General features: G+C 66.5%; 13 protein-coding genes. 4 read left to right on the forward strand and 9 right to left on the reverse strand.

The genetic code is table 11. From position 1 onward, the window contains the following. Positions 1 to 66: 66 nt before the first annotated feature. The 5 genes from ABZX37_RS12215 to ABZX37_RS12235 form a co-directional block, all read right to left on the reverse strand. Entirely contained in the window at positions 67 to 789 is a 723-nt protein-coding gene (locus ABZX37_RS12215; RefSeq protein WP_354738718.1) for a Clp protease N-terminal domain-containing protein, read from the reverse strand. A gap of 60 nt (positions 790 to 849) precedes the next feature. After that, a complete protein-coding gene (locus tag ABZX37_RS12220; protein WP_354738720.1) occupies positions 850 to 2568 on the reverse strand; it encodes an ATP-binding protein in 1719 nt (572 codons plus the stop codon). An 89-nt stretch (positions 2569 to 2657) separates the two neighbouring features. Next, positions 2658 to 3830: a 4-hydroxybenzoate 3-monooxygenase gene (locus ABZX37_RS12225; RefSeq protein ID WP_354738722.1), complete on the reverse strand. Its 1173-nt coding sequence runs from the start codon at positions 3828 to 3830 to the stop codon at positions 2658 to 2660. 12 nt (positions 3831 to 3842) lie between these two features. After that, a complete protein-coding gene (locus ABZX37_RS12230; protein WP_354738724.1) occupies positions 3843 to 5066 on the reverse strand; it encodes an FAD-dependent oxidoreductase in 1224 nt (407 codons plus the stop codon). Between the two features lie 66 nt (positions 5067 to 5132). Continuing rightward, positions 5133 to 6212 carry an erythromycin esterase family protein gene (locus ABZX37_RS12235; RefSeq protein ID WP_354738726.1) on the reverse strand — a complete coding sequence of 360 codons (1080 nt, stop codon included), beginning with the start codon at positions 6210 to 6212 and terminating at the stop codon, positions 5133 to 5135. Between the two features lie 88 nt (positions 6213 to 6300). Between ABZX37_RS12235 and ABZX37_RS12240 the strand changes: the two genes are divergently transcribed. Beyond that, positions 6301 to 6996 (forward strand): MerR family transcriptional regulator, encoded by a 696-nt coding sequence (locus tag ABZX37_RS12240; protein WP_354738728.1) that lies wholly within the window; start codon positions 6301 to 6303, stop codon positions 6994 to 6996. Between the two features lie 53 nt (positions 6997 to 7049). On the opposite strand, the gene ABZX37_RS12245 is transcribed toward ABZX37_RS12240, so the two are convergent. Both ABZX37_RS12245 and ABZX37_RS12250 read right to left on the reverse strand, forming a co-directional pair. After that, positions 7050 to 7358 carry an NIPSNAP family protein gene (locus ABZX37_RS12245; protein WP_101436231.1) on the reverse strand — a complete coding sequence of 103 codons (309 nt, stop codon included), beginning with the start codon at positions 7356 to 7358 and terminating at the stop codon, positions 7050 to 7052. Then, entirely contained in the window at positions 7355 to 8476 is a 1122-nt protein-coding gene (locus tag ABZX37_RS12250; protein ID WP_354738730.1) for a 5-methyltetrahydropteroyltriglutamate--homocysteine S-methyltransferase, read from the reverse strand. Before ABZX37_RS12250 ends, ABZX37_RS12245 begins: the two co-directional genes overlap by 4 nt. A gap of 74 nt (positions 8477 to 8550) precedes the next feature. Between ABZX37_RS12250 and ABZX37_RS12255 the strand changes: the two genes are divergently transcribed. Continuing rightward, positions 8551 to 9891, forward strand: coding sequence for a nucleobase:cation symporter-2 family protein (locus ABZX37_RS12255; protein WP_354738732.1), 1341 nt, complete (start codon positions 8551 to 8553; stop codon positions 9889 to 9891). On the opposite strand, the gene ABZX37_RS12260 is transcribed toward ABZX37_RS12255, so the two are convergent. Next, on the reverse strand, positions 9848 to 10417 hold the full coding sequence (locus tag ABZX37_RS12260; RefSeq protein ID WP_354738734.1) for a TetR-like C-terminal domain-containing protein: 570 nt from the start codon (positions 10415 to 10417) through the stop codon (positions 9848 to 9850). The two genes, ABZX37_RS12255 and ABZX37_RS12260, sit on opposite strands and share 44 nt — an antisense overlap. Before the next feature lie 88 nt (positions 10418 to 10505). Here ABZX37_RS12260 and ABZX37_RS12265 point away from each other — a divergent pair, with 88 nt between their 5' ends. Further along, complete coding sequence (locus ABZX37_RS12265; protein WP_354738736.1) at positions 10506 to 10946, forward strand: pyridoxamine 5'-phosphate oxidase family protein; 441 nt, start codon at positions 10506 to 10508, stop codon at positions 10944 to 10946. 265 nt (positions 10947 to 11211) lie between these two features. Continuing rightward, the gene (locus tag ABZX37_RS12270) at positions 11212 to 12630 is read left to right on the forward strand and encodes an aminotransferase class V-fold PLP-dependent enzyme (protein WP_354738738.1); all 1419 of its coding nucleotides are present in this window, start codon (positions 11212 to 11214) and stop codon (positions 12628 to 12630) included. A 447-nt stretch (positions 12631 to 13077) separates the two neighbouring features. Here the strand turns inward: ABZX37_RS12270 and ABZX37_RS12275 are convergent, their stop codons facing one another. Beyond that, positions 13078 to 15012 (reverse strand): amino acid transporter, encoded by a 1935-nt coding sequence (locus ABZX37_RS12275; RefSeq protein ID WP_354738740.1) that lies wholly within the window; start codon positions 15010 to 15012, stop codon positions 13078 to 13080. Positions 15013 to 15071: the final 59 nt, after the last annotated feature.

Here is a 15071-nt window from a genome sequence, read left to right on the forward strand (position 1 = left end):
GTTCCAGGGGAGAGCCCTTCTGCTAGATCAGGGTCAGAATGAACAGCACCGCGAGCGCGATGGCGATCATTTTTGCAAGGTGCCGAGAATTTCCGCGAGGAATTCCTTGATCTTCGTTTCAGCCTGTTCCTTGTCGACCCCCAGTGCGGCAAGGACTTCGTAGCCCGCGCCCTCGCCCTGTTCCAGCAAGGCGAGGAGGATGTGCTCGGTGCCGATGTAGTTGTGCCCGAGCCGCAGCCCCTCGCGCAGGGTGAGTTCGAGCGTCTTCTTGCCCGCCGGAGTGAACGGCACCTTCTCCGGCGCCTCGTCAACCGGTTCCGGCAGCTTCGCCTCGGCGGCTTCCCTGACCGCGTCGAGAGTGATCCCCTGCGCGACGATCGCACCGGCGGCCAGCGCGTCCGGCTCGGAGAGCAGGCCGAGCAGCAGGTGCACGGTGTCGATCCCGGGGCTCTTGCCGTCGATGGCCGCCTGCTGAGCCGCGACGATGACGTGCCGGGCCCGGTCGGTGTAGCGGCCGAACATGCGTTGTACTCCGCCGGATGGATCGTCGCCCTTCGGCACGAATCTCTTCTGGGCGGCTTGTTTGGTCACGCCCATACTGGCCCCGATGTCGGTCCAGGAAGCCCCGCTGCGCCGCGCCTGGTCGACAAAGTGGCCGATCAGGTGGTCCGCGACGTCGCCGAGGTGCTGGCCGACGTACACGGCGTCGGTGAGCTGGGCGAGGGCGTCTTTGTCGTTGTTCGCCTTGATGGCGCTGATGAGGTCGTCGAGTTTCACTGAGTCGGTCATGGCGTCAACTGTAGGTTGACGATTGGGTTGCGTCAACCCTTGGTTGACGAAGTGCGAGGGCTATTCGCCGAGCATGACCTTGCCCGTGCGCCGGTAGCGAGCGTTCGGGCTGTGCGGGGACTCGCCGATCAACTCGACCAGTTCCTCGCCTCGAAGAACGCGCAACCATCGGGACACCGTCTTGTCCGGCATGTCCAGCAGCGCCGCGAGTTCGGCCCGGGTCAGTTCAGCGGTGCCCAAGGCGTCAAGCACCTCGCGCCGCCGGTCCCGCCTGCCGCTCGTCCGAAGACCGGCGCCGACCGAAGCGACGAGTTCGTAGCGCGCCCACCGTCGGCTTCCGGTCTGTCGCAGCAGACCACGCGACACGAGGTCGCCGAGTTCGGCAGTCGCGCGCCGCGAGTCCACCCCGGTCGCACTGCGGTAGGAATGGTTGTCCAGGACGTCTCCCGCTTTGCTCATGGCCAGCCCGAGACACTGGCTGTCGGTGAGCCCGTATTCCCCGAGCCCTCGAATCCAGGCGACAACCTCGTCGCTGATCAACGCGTGATTGGGAAACTCGACCCGGAAAAAGGAAATCTTGTCGACGAACCGTGGCGGACTCAGCGAGGCGTCCCGCAACGCCATAAGCATCGTGCGGATTCCCGAGCCGCGGTTCTCGCACACAGTGCGTGCCGTGCCCGGCAACGGCACATCCTCGAGAAGCTTGAGCAACGTAGCGTTCCGCGCCGAAGAAACACCTTCCTCTCCCAAGGTGTCTTCGGTAACCGGCCCGTAGAGGCCGCCGGGATTGCGGATGACGAGCCGGTCCGGGTACATCTCGATCTGCACCTGGGTACCACGAGATTCCGGCGAATAGTCGCGATGCGCCAACGCGTTGACCACGGCCTCGCGCAGCGCTGGTTCTGGGTACTCCCAACTGTCGATGCGCCCAGCACCGCGCACCGTCGCCCGGCGTGACATGTTCGCGCGAAGCACAGCCAGCGCGTCGCGGACCATCGTGGGGATCGATCCCTCGAGAACCCGGTTGTCGAGGAATCTGTCTCCGGTGCGGAGATCTGCTCCCTCCGGCGTCGGGTAATGCACGAAGGAAACCATCAGCTGAGGGAAGAAGTGCTGCGGATAGCGCCCGAGTGCCAGCAACCCCGCGACAGTCACCCGATCATCGACGAGAACCTTGACCCTGCGCAGAACGTCTTCTCGCGAAAGGTCCGCGAACGCGTAGGGCCTCTGCTGCTGAAGCCGTCCGACGAACGTCGAGACGAGTTCGGAGTCCAAGTCAGCAAGACTTGCTTCGGAAATCGGTTCCTCGTCGTCTCGCGGCTGCCCCCGGTTGGCCACCATGAGGTGGACCTCGTAGCCGCTGAGCCGCCGGTCCCCGTCGCCGACCCGAACGTAGCTGCCCTGCGCCATTCCGAGCCGCTTGGCGAAACAAGGCCTGCTGCGGCTGTCGAGGGCGGGAACCTCGGCGACGACGAGGTCGGCACCCTCAAAACGGTGTGTCCTGATCAAGGGCCGCAGCGGCGGCTCCATCTCGTCGGCGCAGACCGCGGACAAGTCGGCAGTCATTTTCGCTGGGTCGCGCACACCGTTCGCGCTAAACCCCGAGGCCTCGTCGAGCCCGAGAATCAGCACTCCGCCACGCGTATTGGCGAACGCGGAGACCGTGTCCCGGACCGACTTAGGCAGGCGATCCTCAGCGCGTTTGGCTTCGACGTCGGCATCGTCGCCACCGAGCCGACGAAGGTTGCCGACAATCTCCGCCAGCTCGTCGTTCAGCATCCCGCCCCCGCCTACCCCTACATGCTCACTTACTTGCTCACTTTAACCCAAGTGAGCAAGTAAGTGAGCATGTAGCCGCCCCGACGCGCTCAGGCGAACGGCAACCCCACGTAGTTCTCCGCCAAACTCGTCGCCGCAGCCCTCGACGAAGCCGTGTACCGCAGCTGCGACAACTGCAGCCGCCGGGCAAAGGCGTCCGCACCCGGGTCCACGTGGAGCATCGTCGTCATGAACCACGAGAAGTGCTCAGCCCGCCACACCCGCCGCAAGCAAGTGTCCGGATAGGACTCAGCCAGCGACGAATCCCCCTGCAGCAAAGCCACCAAAGCCCGCGACAGCACCACGACGTCCGCGACAGCCAGGTTCATCCCCTTGGCCCCAGTCGGCGGCACGATGTGCGCCGCGTCCCCAGCCAGGAACAAGCGGCCGTGGCGCATGGGTTCCGTGACGAAGCTGCGCATCGGCGTGATGCCCTTGTCCAGGATCGGCCCCTCCTGCAGGGTGAACTCCCCGTCAACGGCCAGGCGCGTCGACAGCTCCGTCCAGATCCGGTCATCCGACCAGGCCGCCAGGTTCTCCTCCGGATCGACCTGCAGATACAGCCGCGTGACGTCAGGGGAACGCATACTGTGCAAGGCAAATCCCCGAGGATGATGGGTGTAGATCAGCTCCTCGTGCGACGGCGGCGTCTGCGCCAGCACCCCGAGCCAGGCGAAGGGGTACTCGCGCTCGAAGGCAGTCAGCACACCGTCCGGAATGGACGGACGCGAGACACCGTGGAAACCGTCGCAGCCTGCCACGGCGTCGCACTCCAGAGTCTGCAAGACACCAGCGGAATCCCGGTAACGCACAACAGGGCGCGAAGTATCCAAAGAGGACAGTGAAACTTCTGAGACCTCGAAGTGCAGCGGCAGATCCGCGTCCTCGTGCGCGTCCACGAGGTCCTTCACGATCTCCTGCTGCCCGTACACCGTGATCGCCTTGCCGGTCAGCTCGGTGAGCGCAATACGGTGGTCAGCACCGTCGAAGCGGAGCGAGAAACCCTCGTGCGGCAAGCCTTCCGCCGCCAACCGGCCGCCGAGACCGATCTCCGTGAGCAGGTCGACCGTCGGTTGTTCGCACACCCCGGCGCGCACGCGTTGCCGCACGTACTCGCGGTCGCGGGCTTCGAGCACCACAGCCTCGACACCCGCCTGGTGCAGCAAATACGACAGCAGCAACCCGGCTGGGCCGGCACCGATCACGGCGACCTGCGTGCGCAACGAAACCTCCGATCAAGCCGCGGTGCGCGACTTCAGGTGTGCTTTCAGATCGAACGAGCTGGCTTCCAGATCCGCGTACGCCGGATGCGGTTCAGCGGCGAACAACCGGCGCGCGGCGATGTGGTCCGGCGCGCGGTTGACCGATTCGACGGCGATCAGCACGTCGTCGCGGAAGGACAGCACGGAGAACTTCCCGGCGGACCGATCACCGGTCACGACGGTCCGGTCGGCGGCCCCGAGAATGCCCGCGATCTGCAGTTTCGCGCCGGTCTGGTCGGTCCAGAACCACGGCAGGCTGTCGTAGCGCGCCGGTTCCCCGGCGATCGCCTCGGCCACCGATCGCGCCTGGTCAACGGCGTTCTGCACGGATTCCAAGCGGGTCGCGGCGCCGGCCTGCACGCACGGGAAGCAAGCGCAGTCGCCGATCGCGAAGATCTTCGGGTCCGCGGTGCGCAGGTGTTCGTCCACGACGACGCCGTTGCGCACCTCGAGTCCAGCCGCCTCGGCCAGCGCCGTCTCCGGCAGCACGCCGACCGCCACGACCACGAGGTCCGCGGGCAGCCGTCGGCCGTCGGAGAGTTCGACGGACTCCACACGGCCGGACCCGTGCAGCGCGGTAACTCCGACGCCCAGCAACAGCGTGTGCCCGGCCGCCCGGTGATGTTCGGCGAAAAATTCCGAGATCTCCGGCGACGCGACCCGCGCCAGCAGCCGGTCCTGCGCCTCCACCACGGTGACCGGACGGCCGGCGTGCGCGGCGAACTCCAGTCCGATGAACCCGCCGCCGATCACCACGACGTCGCCCGCCGCGTCCAGCGAAGCCCGCAGCCGGTCGGCGTCCGCGCGCGTGCGCAGCGTCAGGACGCCTTCGAGGTCGGCGCCGGGCACCGGCAGCGCACGGTTGCGCGCGCCGGTGGCCAGCACCAAATGGTCGTAACCGAGCTCCGTACCGTCCTCGAGCCGGACCTTCGCCGCGTCCCGGTCGATCGCGGCGACCCGGCCGCGGACCAGCTCGATGTCCTTCTCGGCGAAGTAATCCTCGGGCCGCAGCACCAGCTGCTCGACGCCCGCGCTGCCCGCCAGATACGCCTTCGACAGCGGCGGCCGCTGATACGGCACCCCCGGCTCGTCGCCGACAAGAACCACGCGGCCGGCGAACCCCTTGTCGCGCAAGGACGCCGCGGCCTGGAACCCGCTTTGCCCACCGCCGACGACGAGAACGGTCTCGGTGCTCATCTCGCTCCTCCCGACATCTCAGGTCCATCTGAGCACACCTCGGCCAAGATCGTCGAGGAGCAGCGGTCACACCCGCCGCAGGAAGGCGATCGCGTCCGCCGCCTCGACCGCGTCGAACGGGAGATACCCGCGTCCGTCGCCGGTCCGCGCGGGCAGCTCCGGGTCGATTCCGGCGGTTTCGACCAGTTCACGGTCCTGAACCGTCGCGGCGAGACACGCCTGCAATGTCCCCGGCGCGGGCTCCCCTACCGCATCCGAGAAACCGAAATCGGTGGCAATGAACACATACCGGTCACCAAGCCGATCAGCGACCTGCGCGCCCGCACTCCACCACCGCGCACCCATCATCGACGCCGCGCGACGCTGCAGATGCTGGTTGTGCGCGGAGACGAACGTGCCCGGCAGCGCGAGCAGGTTGTCCGCCATCATCGCGTCGCGCTGCGCCCCGAGCCTGCCCATCCGTTCCGGCGAGGTGTCGGCCATCAGGGAGTGGTAGCGGCAGAGCCCGACCGCGGTCCGGGCGAGCAGGTCTCCGCCTTCAGGCAACGCCGGGCGAGCCCGTTCGAAGTGACCAGCGAGATCGTCGGCGACCAACCGCAACTCTCGCGCGCAAGGACTGTCCCCTTTGGACTTCGCCCCGTCCCACATCGCCGCTTCGTCGGCCCACGCCGCGTCGTCGCCAGCCAGCCGCTCGATGGTCGCGACGTCGTGTGGCACGTCGTCAAGATGCTTGGCCAGGAAGCCATGCAGTTCGGTGAGCACTCCGCGCGGGCTGGGCGCGCTGGCCATCTCGAGCGGAGCGTCGAAGCCGTGGAAGTGGACCTGGTCTTCGGTCGCCCGGCCAGCGTTGTGGTCGCGCAGCCACTCGACCAGCGCGCGGTTCGACGGGAACGCCCCGAAACCGTGGCTGAACCCAGTGGCCAGCACTTTGTCGAGGTCGCCTTCGCCGGTGGTCACGTAGTGGTCGACCAGGCGTCCGGCCAGGCAGTCGCTTTCCAGCGCGATCGAGCGGTAGCCGTGTTCGAGGACGAGGTGCTGGAAGATTTCGTTGCGGAACAACGGGAACGCCTCGGTCCAGTGCGTCGGTTCTCCCAAGCCGAGCAGTGTCGGCGAACGGTGCGCGAGGAAGTCGTCAAAGGTCTGCATTGCTTTGACCGTATCGTTGAACTCTCAGTTGGTACTTCTTCGCGATTCACCTGGTTGAATGGCAGCAAACCCTCAAACCGGAGGTGACATGCGTCCGAAGGACCTAGCCCGCGAGCACGGCCTGTCGACCCAGGCCGTCCGCAACTACGAGGAGGACGGCATCCTCCCGCCCGCCGAGCGCGGGCCACAGGGCTACCGGACGTACACCGAACGCCACGCGCAAGCGTTGCGCGCCTTCCTCACCCTGCGCCCCGGCTTCGGCCACGCCCGCGCGGCGGCGATCCTGCGCGCGGTCAACGAACGTTCGGAAGACACCGCGTTCCAGCTGATCGACGAGGGCCACGCCGAGTTGCTGCGCGACCGCGGCACCCTCACCGAAGTCGAGCACGCGCTGCGGAACCTGACGCAGGAACCAGCCGTCCGCCAGACCGTGCCGTCGATCGGCGCGCTCGCGCACCAGCTGTCCGTGCACCCCGCCACGCTGCGCAAATGGGAGGCCGCCGGGATCCTCCGGCCGGAGCGCGATCGAGCCGGAAACCGCCGCTACCCACCGGCCGCGGTGCGCGACGCCCGCCTCGCCCACCAGCTGCGCCGCGGCGGCTACCCGCTGGCTCGCATCGCGGCGGTTCTGGAGCAGGTCCGGCACGCGGGCGGGGTCGCGCCGCTGGAAGAAGCCTTGCGCACCTGGCGTTCCCGGCTCACCGCCCGGGCACACGCGATGCTGGACGGGGCGGCCCAGCTGTCGCGCTACCTCGCCGAGCGCCCGCCTGGCCAACTGCCGTGAGGGGAACCCTGACGGAATCTGATTCCCTCAGGGTGGCCCTCACGGACCGCGCGTCACTCCGGCAGCAACGGCCGCATGAACGTCCGCCGGTACCGGATCACGCACCCGCTCTCGTCCCGGATCCGGTCCGCCGCCACGAACTCCGGGTCCACTCCGAACAGTGTCCGGTACCGCTCGTACGCGGCAAGGCTTTCGAAGCTGAACAACGCCCGGGCCTCGTCGCTGGCCCCTTCCGCGGGCAGGAAATACCCGTGGTGCACCCCGCCCTCGCGCCGCACCAGCCGCATCCACTCGGCGGCGAACCGTTCGAAATCCGCGATCTTCTCCGGGTCGATCACGTAGTCGACAACGCAGGTGATCACGAACGACCCCAGACCCGCTCCGCCGTCGAAACGATCAGCTCCAGCTTCCGCAGCTGCTCGCTGGCGGTCAGGTTGTTTCCCTCCTCAGTGGACGAAAACCCGCACTGCGGCGACAAGCACAGCTGGTCGACGTCCACATAGCGCGACGCTTCCTCGATCCGCCGGACCAGCGCGTCCGGGTCTTCCAGCTCCGGCCGTTTGCTGGTCACGAGCCCGAGCACGACCCGCATTCCCTTCGGCACGAACCGCAACGGCTCGAAGCCGCCCGAGCGTTCGTCGTCGTACTCCAGGAAGAATCCGTCCACCGCCAGCTCGCCGAACAGCGCTTCGGCGACGAACTCGTAGCTCCCGGACGCCACCCACGACGAGCGGAAGTTGCCGCGGCACAGGTGCGTCGTCACGGTCAGGTCGTCCGGTTTCCCGGCGAGCGCGGCGTTGATCGTCGAGATGTTGCGCAGGTGCATGGTGTCCGGGTCGCTGCCCATGCGCGCGACGAGCTCGCGCTGTTTCGGGTCGTTGAGGTACGCCAGGCTGGTGTCGTCCAGCTGCAGATACGTGCAGCCGAGCGCGTTCATCGCACGCAGCTGCTCCGCGTACGCCGCGCTGAGGTCGGTGAAGAACTCGTCCAGCTCCGGGTACACGGTCTCGCTCACCGCCGCCCGGCCGCCGCGGTAATAGACCATGCTCGGCGACGGGATGGTCAGCTTCGGCGTGATGCCCGGGTCGGTGTGCGCCTTCAGGAACTCGAAGTGGTCGGCGAAAATCGGCTCGTCGAGCCGCACCTTGCCGTCGACCTGCAGGCCCGGCGGGCTGAACTCCAGGTCGCCTGCCAGATTGTGGAATTTCACGTGCAGCCGCTCGTCGCTGCGCGAGACGCCGCCGAGCGCGTAGATGAAGTCCATGTGCCAGGAGGACCGGCGGAACTCGCCGTCGGTCGCCGACTCGAGGCCAGCCGCCTTCTGCATCTTCACGACGTCGCGGATCGCGTCGTCCTCGACGGCTCGCAGCTGTTCGGCGGAGATCTCCCCCGCCGCGTGGTCGCGCCGCGCTTCGCGCAGCACCGCCGGCCGCAGCAGGCTCCCTACATGATCGGCACGGAACGGAGGTCGTGCAGTCATGTCTGGCATGGTCACACACAAACCGGCGGTATGTGCAGCCATAATCCGGCGGGACCACACAGAAGGAGCCGCTCATGACCAAAGCCGCGCACCCGGTCGACCGGGGCCTTCCCGCCGGACGGCTGCTCCTGCTCGGACTGCAGCACATGGCGATCATGTACACCGGCTGCATCGCCGTGCCGCTGGTCATCGGCAGCGCGCTGCACCTGGACAACGCGTCGATCGCGCTGCTGGTGAACGCCGACCTGTTCGTCGCCGGACTGGCCACTGTGGTCCAATCGGTCGGCATCGGGCGGCTGTTCGGCGTCCGCCTGCCGGTGGTCGCGGGCGCGACGTTCACCGTGGTCAACCCGATGATCCTGATCGCCGCGCAGTACGGCATCACCGCGGTGTACGGCGCGATGATCGCCTCCGGCGTCTTCGGCCTGCTGATCGCCCGCCCGTTCGCCGCGCTGATCCGGTTCTTCCCGCCGCTGGTGTCCGGGACGTTGCTGCTGGTCATCGGCATCTCGCTGCTCGGCCCCGGCACGGCGATGATCGGCGGGCACGACACCGGCGACCCGTCCTACGGCGATCCGGCGAACCTCGGGCTGGCGTTCGGCGTGATCGCGCTGGTGGTGCTGTTCACCCGGGTGCTGCGCGGATTCCTCGGCCAGATCGGTCCGCTGGTCGCGCTCATCGCCGGCGTGCTGATCGCGATCCCGCTCGGCCGCACGCACTTCTCCGGCGTCGGCGACGCGAGCTGGTTCGGGCTGGCCTCGCCGTTCCACTTCGGAGCGCCGACGTTCCCCGTCGCCGCGGTCGTGTCGATGTGCGTGGTGATGCTGGTGTCCTTCACCGAAACCACCGCCGACCTGATCGCCGTCGGCGAGATCACCGGCCGCCCGGTCACGCCGTCCGACCTCTCCCGCGGCCTGGCGACCGACGGACTGTCCGCGATCTTCGGCGGCTTCATGAACTCCTTCCCGGACACCGCGTTCGCGCAGAACGTCGGCTTGGTGCAGATGACCGGCGTGCGCAGCCGCTGGGTGGTCGCCACGACCGGCGGCATGCTCGTGGTGATGGGCCTGGTGCCGAAGATCGGCGCGTTCATCGCCGCGATCCCGGAACCGGTGGTCGGCGGCGTCGCGGTGGTGATGTTCGCGATGGTCGGGGTCGTCGGCGTGCAGACGCTCAAGAAGGTCGAGTTCTCCGGCAACCACAACGCTTTCGTGGTTTCCGTGGCACTCGGCGTCGGCCTGCTGCCCGCTTTTGGCCTCGACCGCTTCGGCAACTCGGTGTTCTTCCAGCACTTCCCCGCCTGGCTGCGCACGATCTGCGGCAGCCCGATCACCGTCGCCGCGGTGCTGGCCTTCGTGCTGAACCTGCTGTTCAACCACCTTGGCCGGAAGCGGGAGGAAGACCTGCTGCCGTAAGCAGCCGATCGGCGAGCCGCACGCCGATCCCCGGTTCGATCGGCCTGCTCAGCAACACCCGCAGGTACAGCGGCGCGAGCACGTAATCCAGCAGTTCCTGCAGGTCCAACGCGGGCTCGCCACGGGCAGCCGCCGCCGTCAACATCTGTTCCAGATCCTCGCCGCGCGACAGCAGGTGCTCGATCGGATCAGCGTTGGTCCCGATGAAGGTGATCAACGCCCGAACCAGCACCGCGCCGTCCGGATCAGCGAGCGCGCGCTCGACCGCCGTCGCCCACTGCTCGACGTCACCCCGCAGCGACCCGGTATCCGGCACCGGCGACGTAAGGCTCAACCGAGCGACCGCGGCGTCGAGCAGCACGCTCGCACAACTGCCCCAGCGACGGTAAACGCTGGTCGGATTCACTCCTGCCCGCTCGGCGATCTGCGGCACCCCCGCGGTCGTCTCCCCCTCCGCGAGCAGCTCAATCACCGCACGGTGCACCGCTTCGCGCACCCGCGCGCTTCGCCCGCCCGGCCGAGTCATCCGGCCATCCTAAAGCAAAGGGGCTGGCCTTAACGTCTGAAGTGTGCGTAACCTAAAGGCAAATCAATTGGCCTTAAGGAGCTCCGACATGGTCAGCAAGATCCCGCCCGCCGAACGCGAGGCCCTGCTAGCCGAACCGATCATCAGCGTCCTGAGCGTGACCGCGGAGCCCGGCCGCGCACCGCTGACCACCCCGATCTGGCACCAGTACACCCCCGGCGGCGAGGTCACTGTGCTCACCTCGCCCGGCGCCCGGAAGACAAAATTGATCGAAGCCGCCGGCCGCTTCGCCCTGTGCGTGCAAGACCCGAAGACCATCCGCTACGCGACCGCCGAAGGCCCCGTCACCGGCGTCCGCGCAGTCACGGAGGAAGACCGCCTAGAGATGGCGCGCCGATACCTGCCCGAGGAGGCGGCGCTCGCCTACGTCAAAGCCACTCCCGAACAGAGCCACAACGTCGTCATCTCCATGCGCCCGGAACGCTGGAACACCGCGGACTTCACCGACCTGACCGACAAACTCTCCTGACCCGCCCCCAGGGTCGGCTCCGTCCCGCTGCGCCGGAGCCGACCCTGGAACCCCTTGTCCCCCAACCTTTTCCCCGGTACCGCCGTTCGGCCGCACACCCCGATCATGCCCGGTTTCCCCAGTTGCCCCGGCCGTTCGGGCACTCCTTTCCTCGCCCTATTCGGCCCAGCAGCCAAAAGTCCCACCCCCTGCTTTCCGCCATTGCGCCGCTGTTCCAGCCCATGCCACCTTGTGCCGGAAAAGACCTTCGAACAGAAGAGGGCGCATGGACGGCACCACCCTCATTCTCAACGCCGCCGAACGGACCAAAGCGGCCGAACTTTTGGCCAGGTTCACCGACAGCTACGAAAATTCACTAACCAGTCGCCCGATCGCCCCTGACGCGGACCGGGAAACCCTGACCAAACTGCTAGCCGAACCGTTCCCGGAAGAAGGCCTTGGCGTAGAAGCATTCTTCGCCGACGTAGTAGACCGGATCGTGCCCTACACCACCACGATCGCACACCCACGCTTCCTCGCCTATGTCCAAGGCCCGCCAAACGGCATCAGCCCCTACGCCGAAGCGATCGCCGCAGTACTGAACCAGAACTGCAACCTGTGGCAGATTTCCCCGGCTGCCAACGTAATCGAACGCTCCGTCATGGACTGGCTCACCGGCCTCTTCGCCCTAGGCCCTTCCTCCGGCGGCCTCCTCACCAACGGCGGTTCCGGAGCCACGAAGGACGCGATCACCGCCGCCATCGCCGACCGCAGACCAGACTTCCGCGAACGCGGCCTGCAGGAAACCCGCGCCCCGCTAGTGCTTTACACCTCCGACGAAGCACACCGCAGCGTTGTCAAAGCCGCCACCCTGCTAGGAATCGGCCTGGCCAACGTCCGCACAATCCCGACCGACGACCATTTCCAACTCCGCGTCGACCTGCTGACCAAAGCAATCGCCGACGATCGGGCAGCCGGAAAAGAACCGTTCTGCGTCGTAGCCACCGCAGGCACAGTAACTACTGGCTCGATCGACCCCATCGGCCCCATCGCCGACCTCTGCGAAAAAGAAAACCTCTGGCTACACGTAGACGGCGCTTACGGTGCCCTGTTCATCCTGGCCGATTCAACCCGCGAGGCGCTAGCCCCGTTGTCCCGAGCAGACTCCATCACCCTGGACCCGCACAAGCTGCTCTTCGCCCCATTGGAAGCAGGAGCCCTGCTAGTCAAGGACATGGCGAAACTACGCGCAGCCTTCGCCTTCTCCTCAACGTCGTCGTACCTCACCGCAATCGACGACGCCCACCTACTCGACTACATGGACCACGGCCCGCAACTTTCCCGCAGCTTCAAGGCTTTGAAGGTCTGGGCCGCACTCCGCACCTTCGGCGCAGGAGCCTTCCGAACGACCACCGAACGCTGCCTGTCCCTAGCCACCCGACTCGGTTCGCACATCGCCGCGAACCCCGGCTTGGACTTGATGAACCCGGTGACGCTCACCGCAGTCTGCATCCGAATGCCCGGCCGCAACGCCGAAGCACACGCAGAACTCCTCACGAGACTCCACGAAGAAGGCACCGCAATGCTAGGCCCAGCAAGGATTCGCGGCCAAGCCTGCATCCGCGCCTGCATCACGAACCACCGCACCACCGAAACCGACATCGACCTGCTAGCCAGCCGCCTAACCACCCTGGCCACCCACTGACCCCGTCGTTCCGTGAGGGCCACCTTCAGGGACTCTGATTCCCTCAGGGTTCCCCTCACGACCCTCGACAGTCCGTGAGGGACCCCTTCACGGAACCAGATTCCCTCAAGGAGCCCTTCACAGCCCGCCCCATCTCCGCGATGCACCCAACGCAAGCATTCGGTGCACCCCACGCACCCAATGCGGCGTTCGGTGCGTCGCATGCACCCAACGCCACATTGGGGCGCAAGCCCCACCCACCAACCGCCGCCGCTGCACCCAACGATCGAGGCACCCAGCCCCTCCCCCAACCCCGATACGAAGCCTCCCTGCGGTTCGGGGGTGCTTGTCAAGGCATCTTTCCCGCCTTGACAAGCACTCCCGAACCGTCAGCACAATCAAGCTTCGGGGTGCCCCACGCAGCCCAACGCCTGCAATGTCGCCGCCAGGCGACGAGCCCCCGGGGACTCACCCCACATGCACCAACGGCCTCCGCTGCGGATCCGGCTCCGCCCGACGCAACACCTCCCGAGTAACCGGAGGCACATCCCCATCCCCAAAAAACAAATACCGCCCCAAGAACTTGAACGGATTCCCCTCCGTCCAAGCAAAGTAAATATGCGGCCGCTCCCCAGTCTCATCCCGCACATGCAGCAAAACCGCCGCAATAGCATTAGCAATAGACGGGCTCTTCATCCGCAAAATCCGATACCCGGCCCGCTTCTCCCCATGCACCCGCAAGGTAGTCTCAAAATCCGAAGCATCCGAGATAGTAACCTCAAGAAAGAACAACGCACTATCCCGAGGAATATGATTGTCCTCCCGCGCCTCCCGCTCCTTCTCCCGATACTCCGCCTCATCCCGGGCATCCGGCTCATTAGCAATAATCCGAACCGCCCCAGACCGCACCGCCTTGTCCACGATCCGCTGCGCGGCCGCGTCGAACTCGACCTTCTCGACCCGCAGCTCCAACGACCGCGTAGCCCGGGAGATCAACGAGGTCACCACGATCGCCCCGATGAAGAACCCGGCGATCTTCACCCCTTCCGGCCGCTCCACGATATTGGCGATCGTCGTGTACAGAAACACCACAGTGATCACCAGATAAGCCCAGTACGCCCGCTGCTTGAGCCGTCGCGCAGACAACGTGACCGCGACCGAAGCCGATGAAATCAACACCAGCACCCCAGTCGCATACGCCCCGCCCTGGGCCTCCACGTCAGCGTCGAAGATCAAGGTGATCACAAACGCGATCACCGAAACCACAATCACCAACGGCCGGGTAGCCCGAGCCCAGTCCGGAGCCATCCCGTACCGCGGCAGATACCGGGGCACGATGTTCAGCAACCCAGCCATCGCCGAAGCCCCGGCGAACCACAGAATCGCGATGGTGCTGACGTCGTACACCGTGCCGAAGCCGTCACCGAGGTAACTGTGCGCCAGATATGCCAGCGCACGCCCGTTGGCCTTGCCCCCAGCCTGAAACTCCTGCTGCGGAATCAGCACCGCGGTAGCAAAACTGGAGGTGATCAAGAACGCACTCATGATCAACGCCGCGGTAAGCAGCAACCGCCGGGTGTTCCGGATCCTCCCGACGGGGTCCGCCTCCGTGTCGCCGCTGGATCCCCGGACGAGCGGCATCACCGAGACCCCGGTCTCGAACCCGGACAGCCCCAGCGCGAGCTTCGGAAACACCACTAGCGCGACCCCGACCATCAGCCAAGGATTGGGATGCTCGCTGACCAGCAGATTCTGCCAGTCCACAATCAGCTGCGGCGCCCCGAAAACATGCGCCAGCGCGACAACCACCACCACGACGTTCAGCGCGAGATAAACCCCGACCAGAACGACCGCGACGCCAATCGCCTCAGCGAACCCCTTGAGAAACACCGCCCCGAGCAACGCGATGAGCACCAGCGTGATCCAAACCTGCCCGCCATGCAGCGCGGCCGGAACAAACGGATTCTCAATAACATGCGCAGTAGCATCAGCCGCGGACAACGTCACCGTAATGACGAAGTCAGTAGCCGCAAACCCAAGCAGCGCAAGCACTAACAGCTTGCCACCCCACCGCGACAGCAGCTTCTCCAGCATCGCGATCGACCCCTGGCCGTGCGGACTCTCCCGCGCGACCCGCCGATAGATCGGCAGCGCCCCGGCAAGAGTGAGCACCACCAGCACCACAGTGGCCAACGGCGACAGCACGCCAGCGGCGAGCGCGGCGATGCCCGGCTGATATCCGAGCGTGGAGAAGTAGTCGACGCCGGTGAGGCACATGACCTTCCACCACGGCTGTTCGGCTTTTTTGGTCTCCCGCTTGCCACCGGTCATCTGCTGGGCGCGCTTGTGCTCGCCTTCGAGGAGCCAGGCGCGCAGCTTTGTATTCGGCACGCGGCCGATCATGCCGGTTTCCGCCCCGCCGCGCGGACCGCGCTCAGCGGACGCTCAGGGTTTCACCGGAC

Origin of the sequence: Amycolatopsis sp. NPDC004079, from assembly GCF_040610415.1 — a bacterium.
In the GTDB taxonomy this organism is placed as follows: Bacteria; Actinomycetota; Actinomycetes; order Mycobacteriales; family Pseudonocardiaceae; genus Amycolatopsis; species Amycolatopsis halotolerans.

Excerpts from the sequence above, each read along its gene's own strand:
- ABZX37_RS12215 (WP_354738718.1), bottom strand. The coding sequence starts at position 789 with ATGACCGACTCAGTGAAACTCGACGACCTCATCAGCGCCATCAAGGCG.
- ABZX37_RS12240 (WP_354738728.1), top strand. The coding sequence starts at position 6,301 with ATGCGTCCGAAGGACCTAGCCCGCGAGCACGGCCTGTCGACCCAGGCC.
- ABZX37_RS12275 (WP_354738740.1), bottom strand. The coding sequence starts at position 15,012 with ATGATCGGCCGCGTGCCGAATACAAAGCTGCGCGCCTGGCTCCTCGAA.
- ABZX37_RS12260 (WP_354738734.1), bottom strand. The coding sequence starts at position 10,417 with ATGACTCGGCCGGGCGGGCGAAGCGCGCGGGTGCGCGAAGCGGTGCAC.
- ABZX37_RS12265 (WP_354738736.1), top strand. The coding sequence starts at position 10,506 with ATGGTCAGCAAGATCCCGCCCGCCGAACGCGAGGCCCTGCTAGCCGAA.
- ABZX37_RS12255 (WP_354738732.1), top strand. The coding sequence starts at position 8,551 with ATGACCAAAGCCGCGCACCCGGTCGACCGGGGCCTTCCCGCCGGACGG.
- ABZX37_RS12250 (WP_354738730.1), bottom strand. The coding sequence starts at position 8,476 with ATGACTGCACGACCTCCGTTCCGTGCCGATCATGTAGGGAGCCTGCTG.
- ABZX37_RS12220 (WP_354738720.1), bottom strand. The coding sequence starts at position 2,568 with ATGCTGAACGACGAGCTGGCGGAGATTGTCGGCAACCTTCGTCGGCTC.
- ABZX37_RS12270 (WP_354738738.1), top strand. The coding sequence starts at position 11,212 with ATGGACGGCACCACCCTCATTCTCAACGCCGCCGAACGGACCAAAGCG.
- ABZX37_RS12230 (WP_354738724.1), bottom strand. The coding sequence starts at position 5,066 with ATGAGCACCGAGACCGTTCTCGTCGTCGGCGGTGGGCAAAGCGGGTTC.
- ABZX37_RS12235 (WP_354738726.1), bottom strand. The coding sequence starts at position 6,212 with ATGCAGACCTTTGACGACTTCCTCGCGCACCGTTCGCCGACACTGCTC.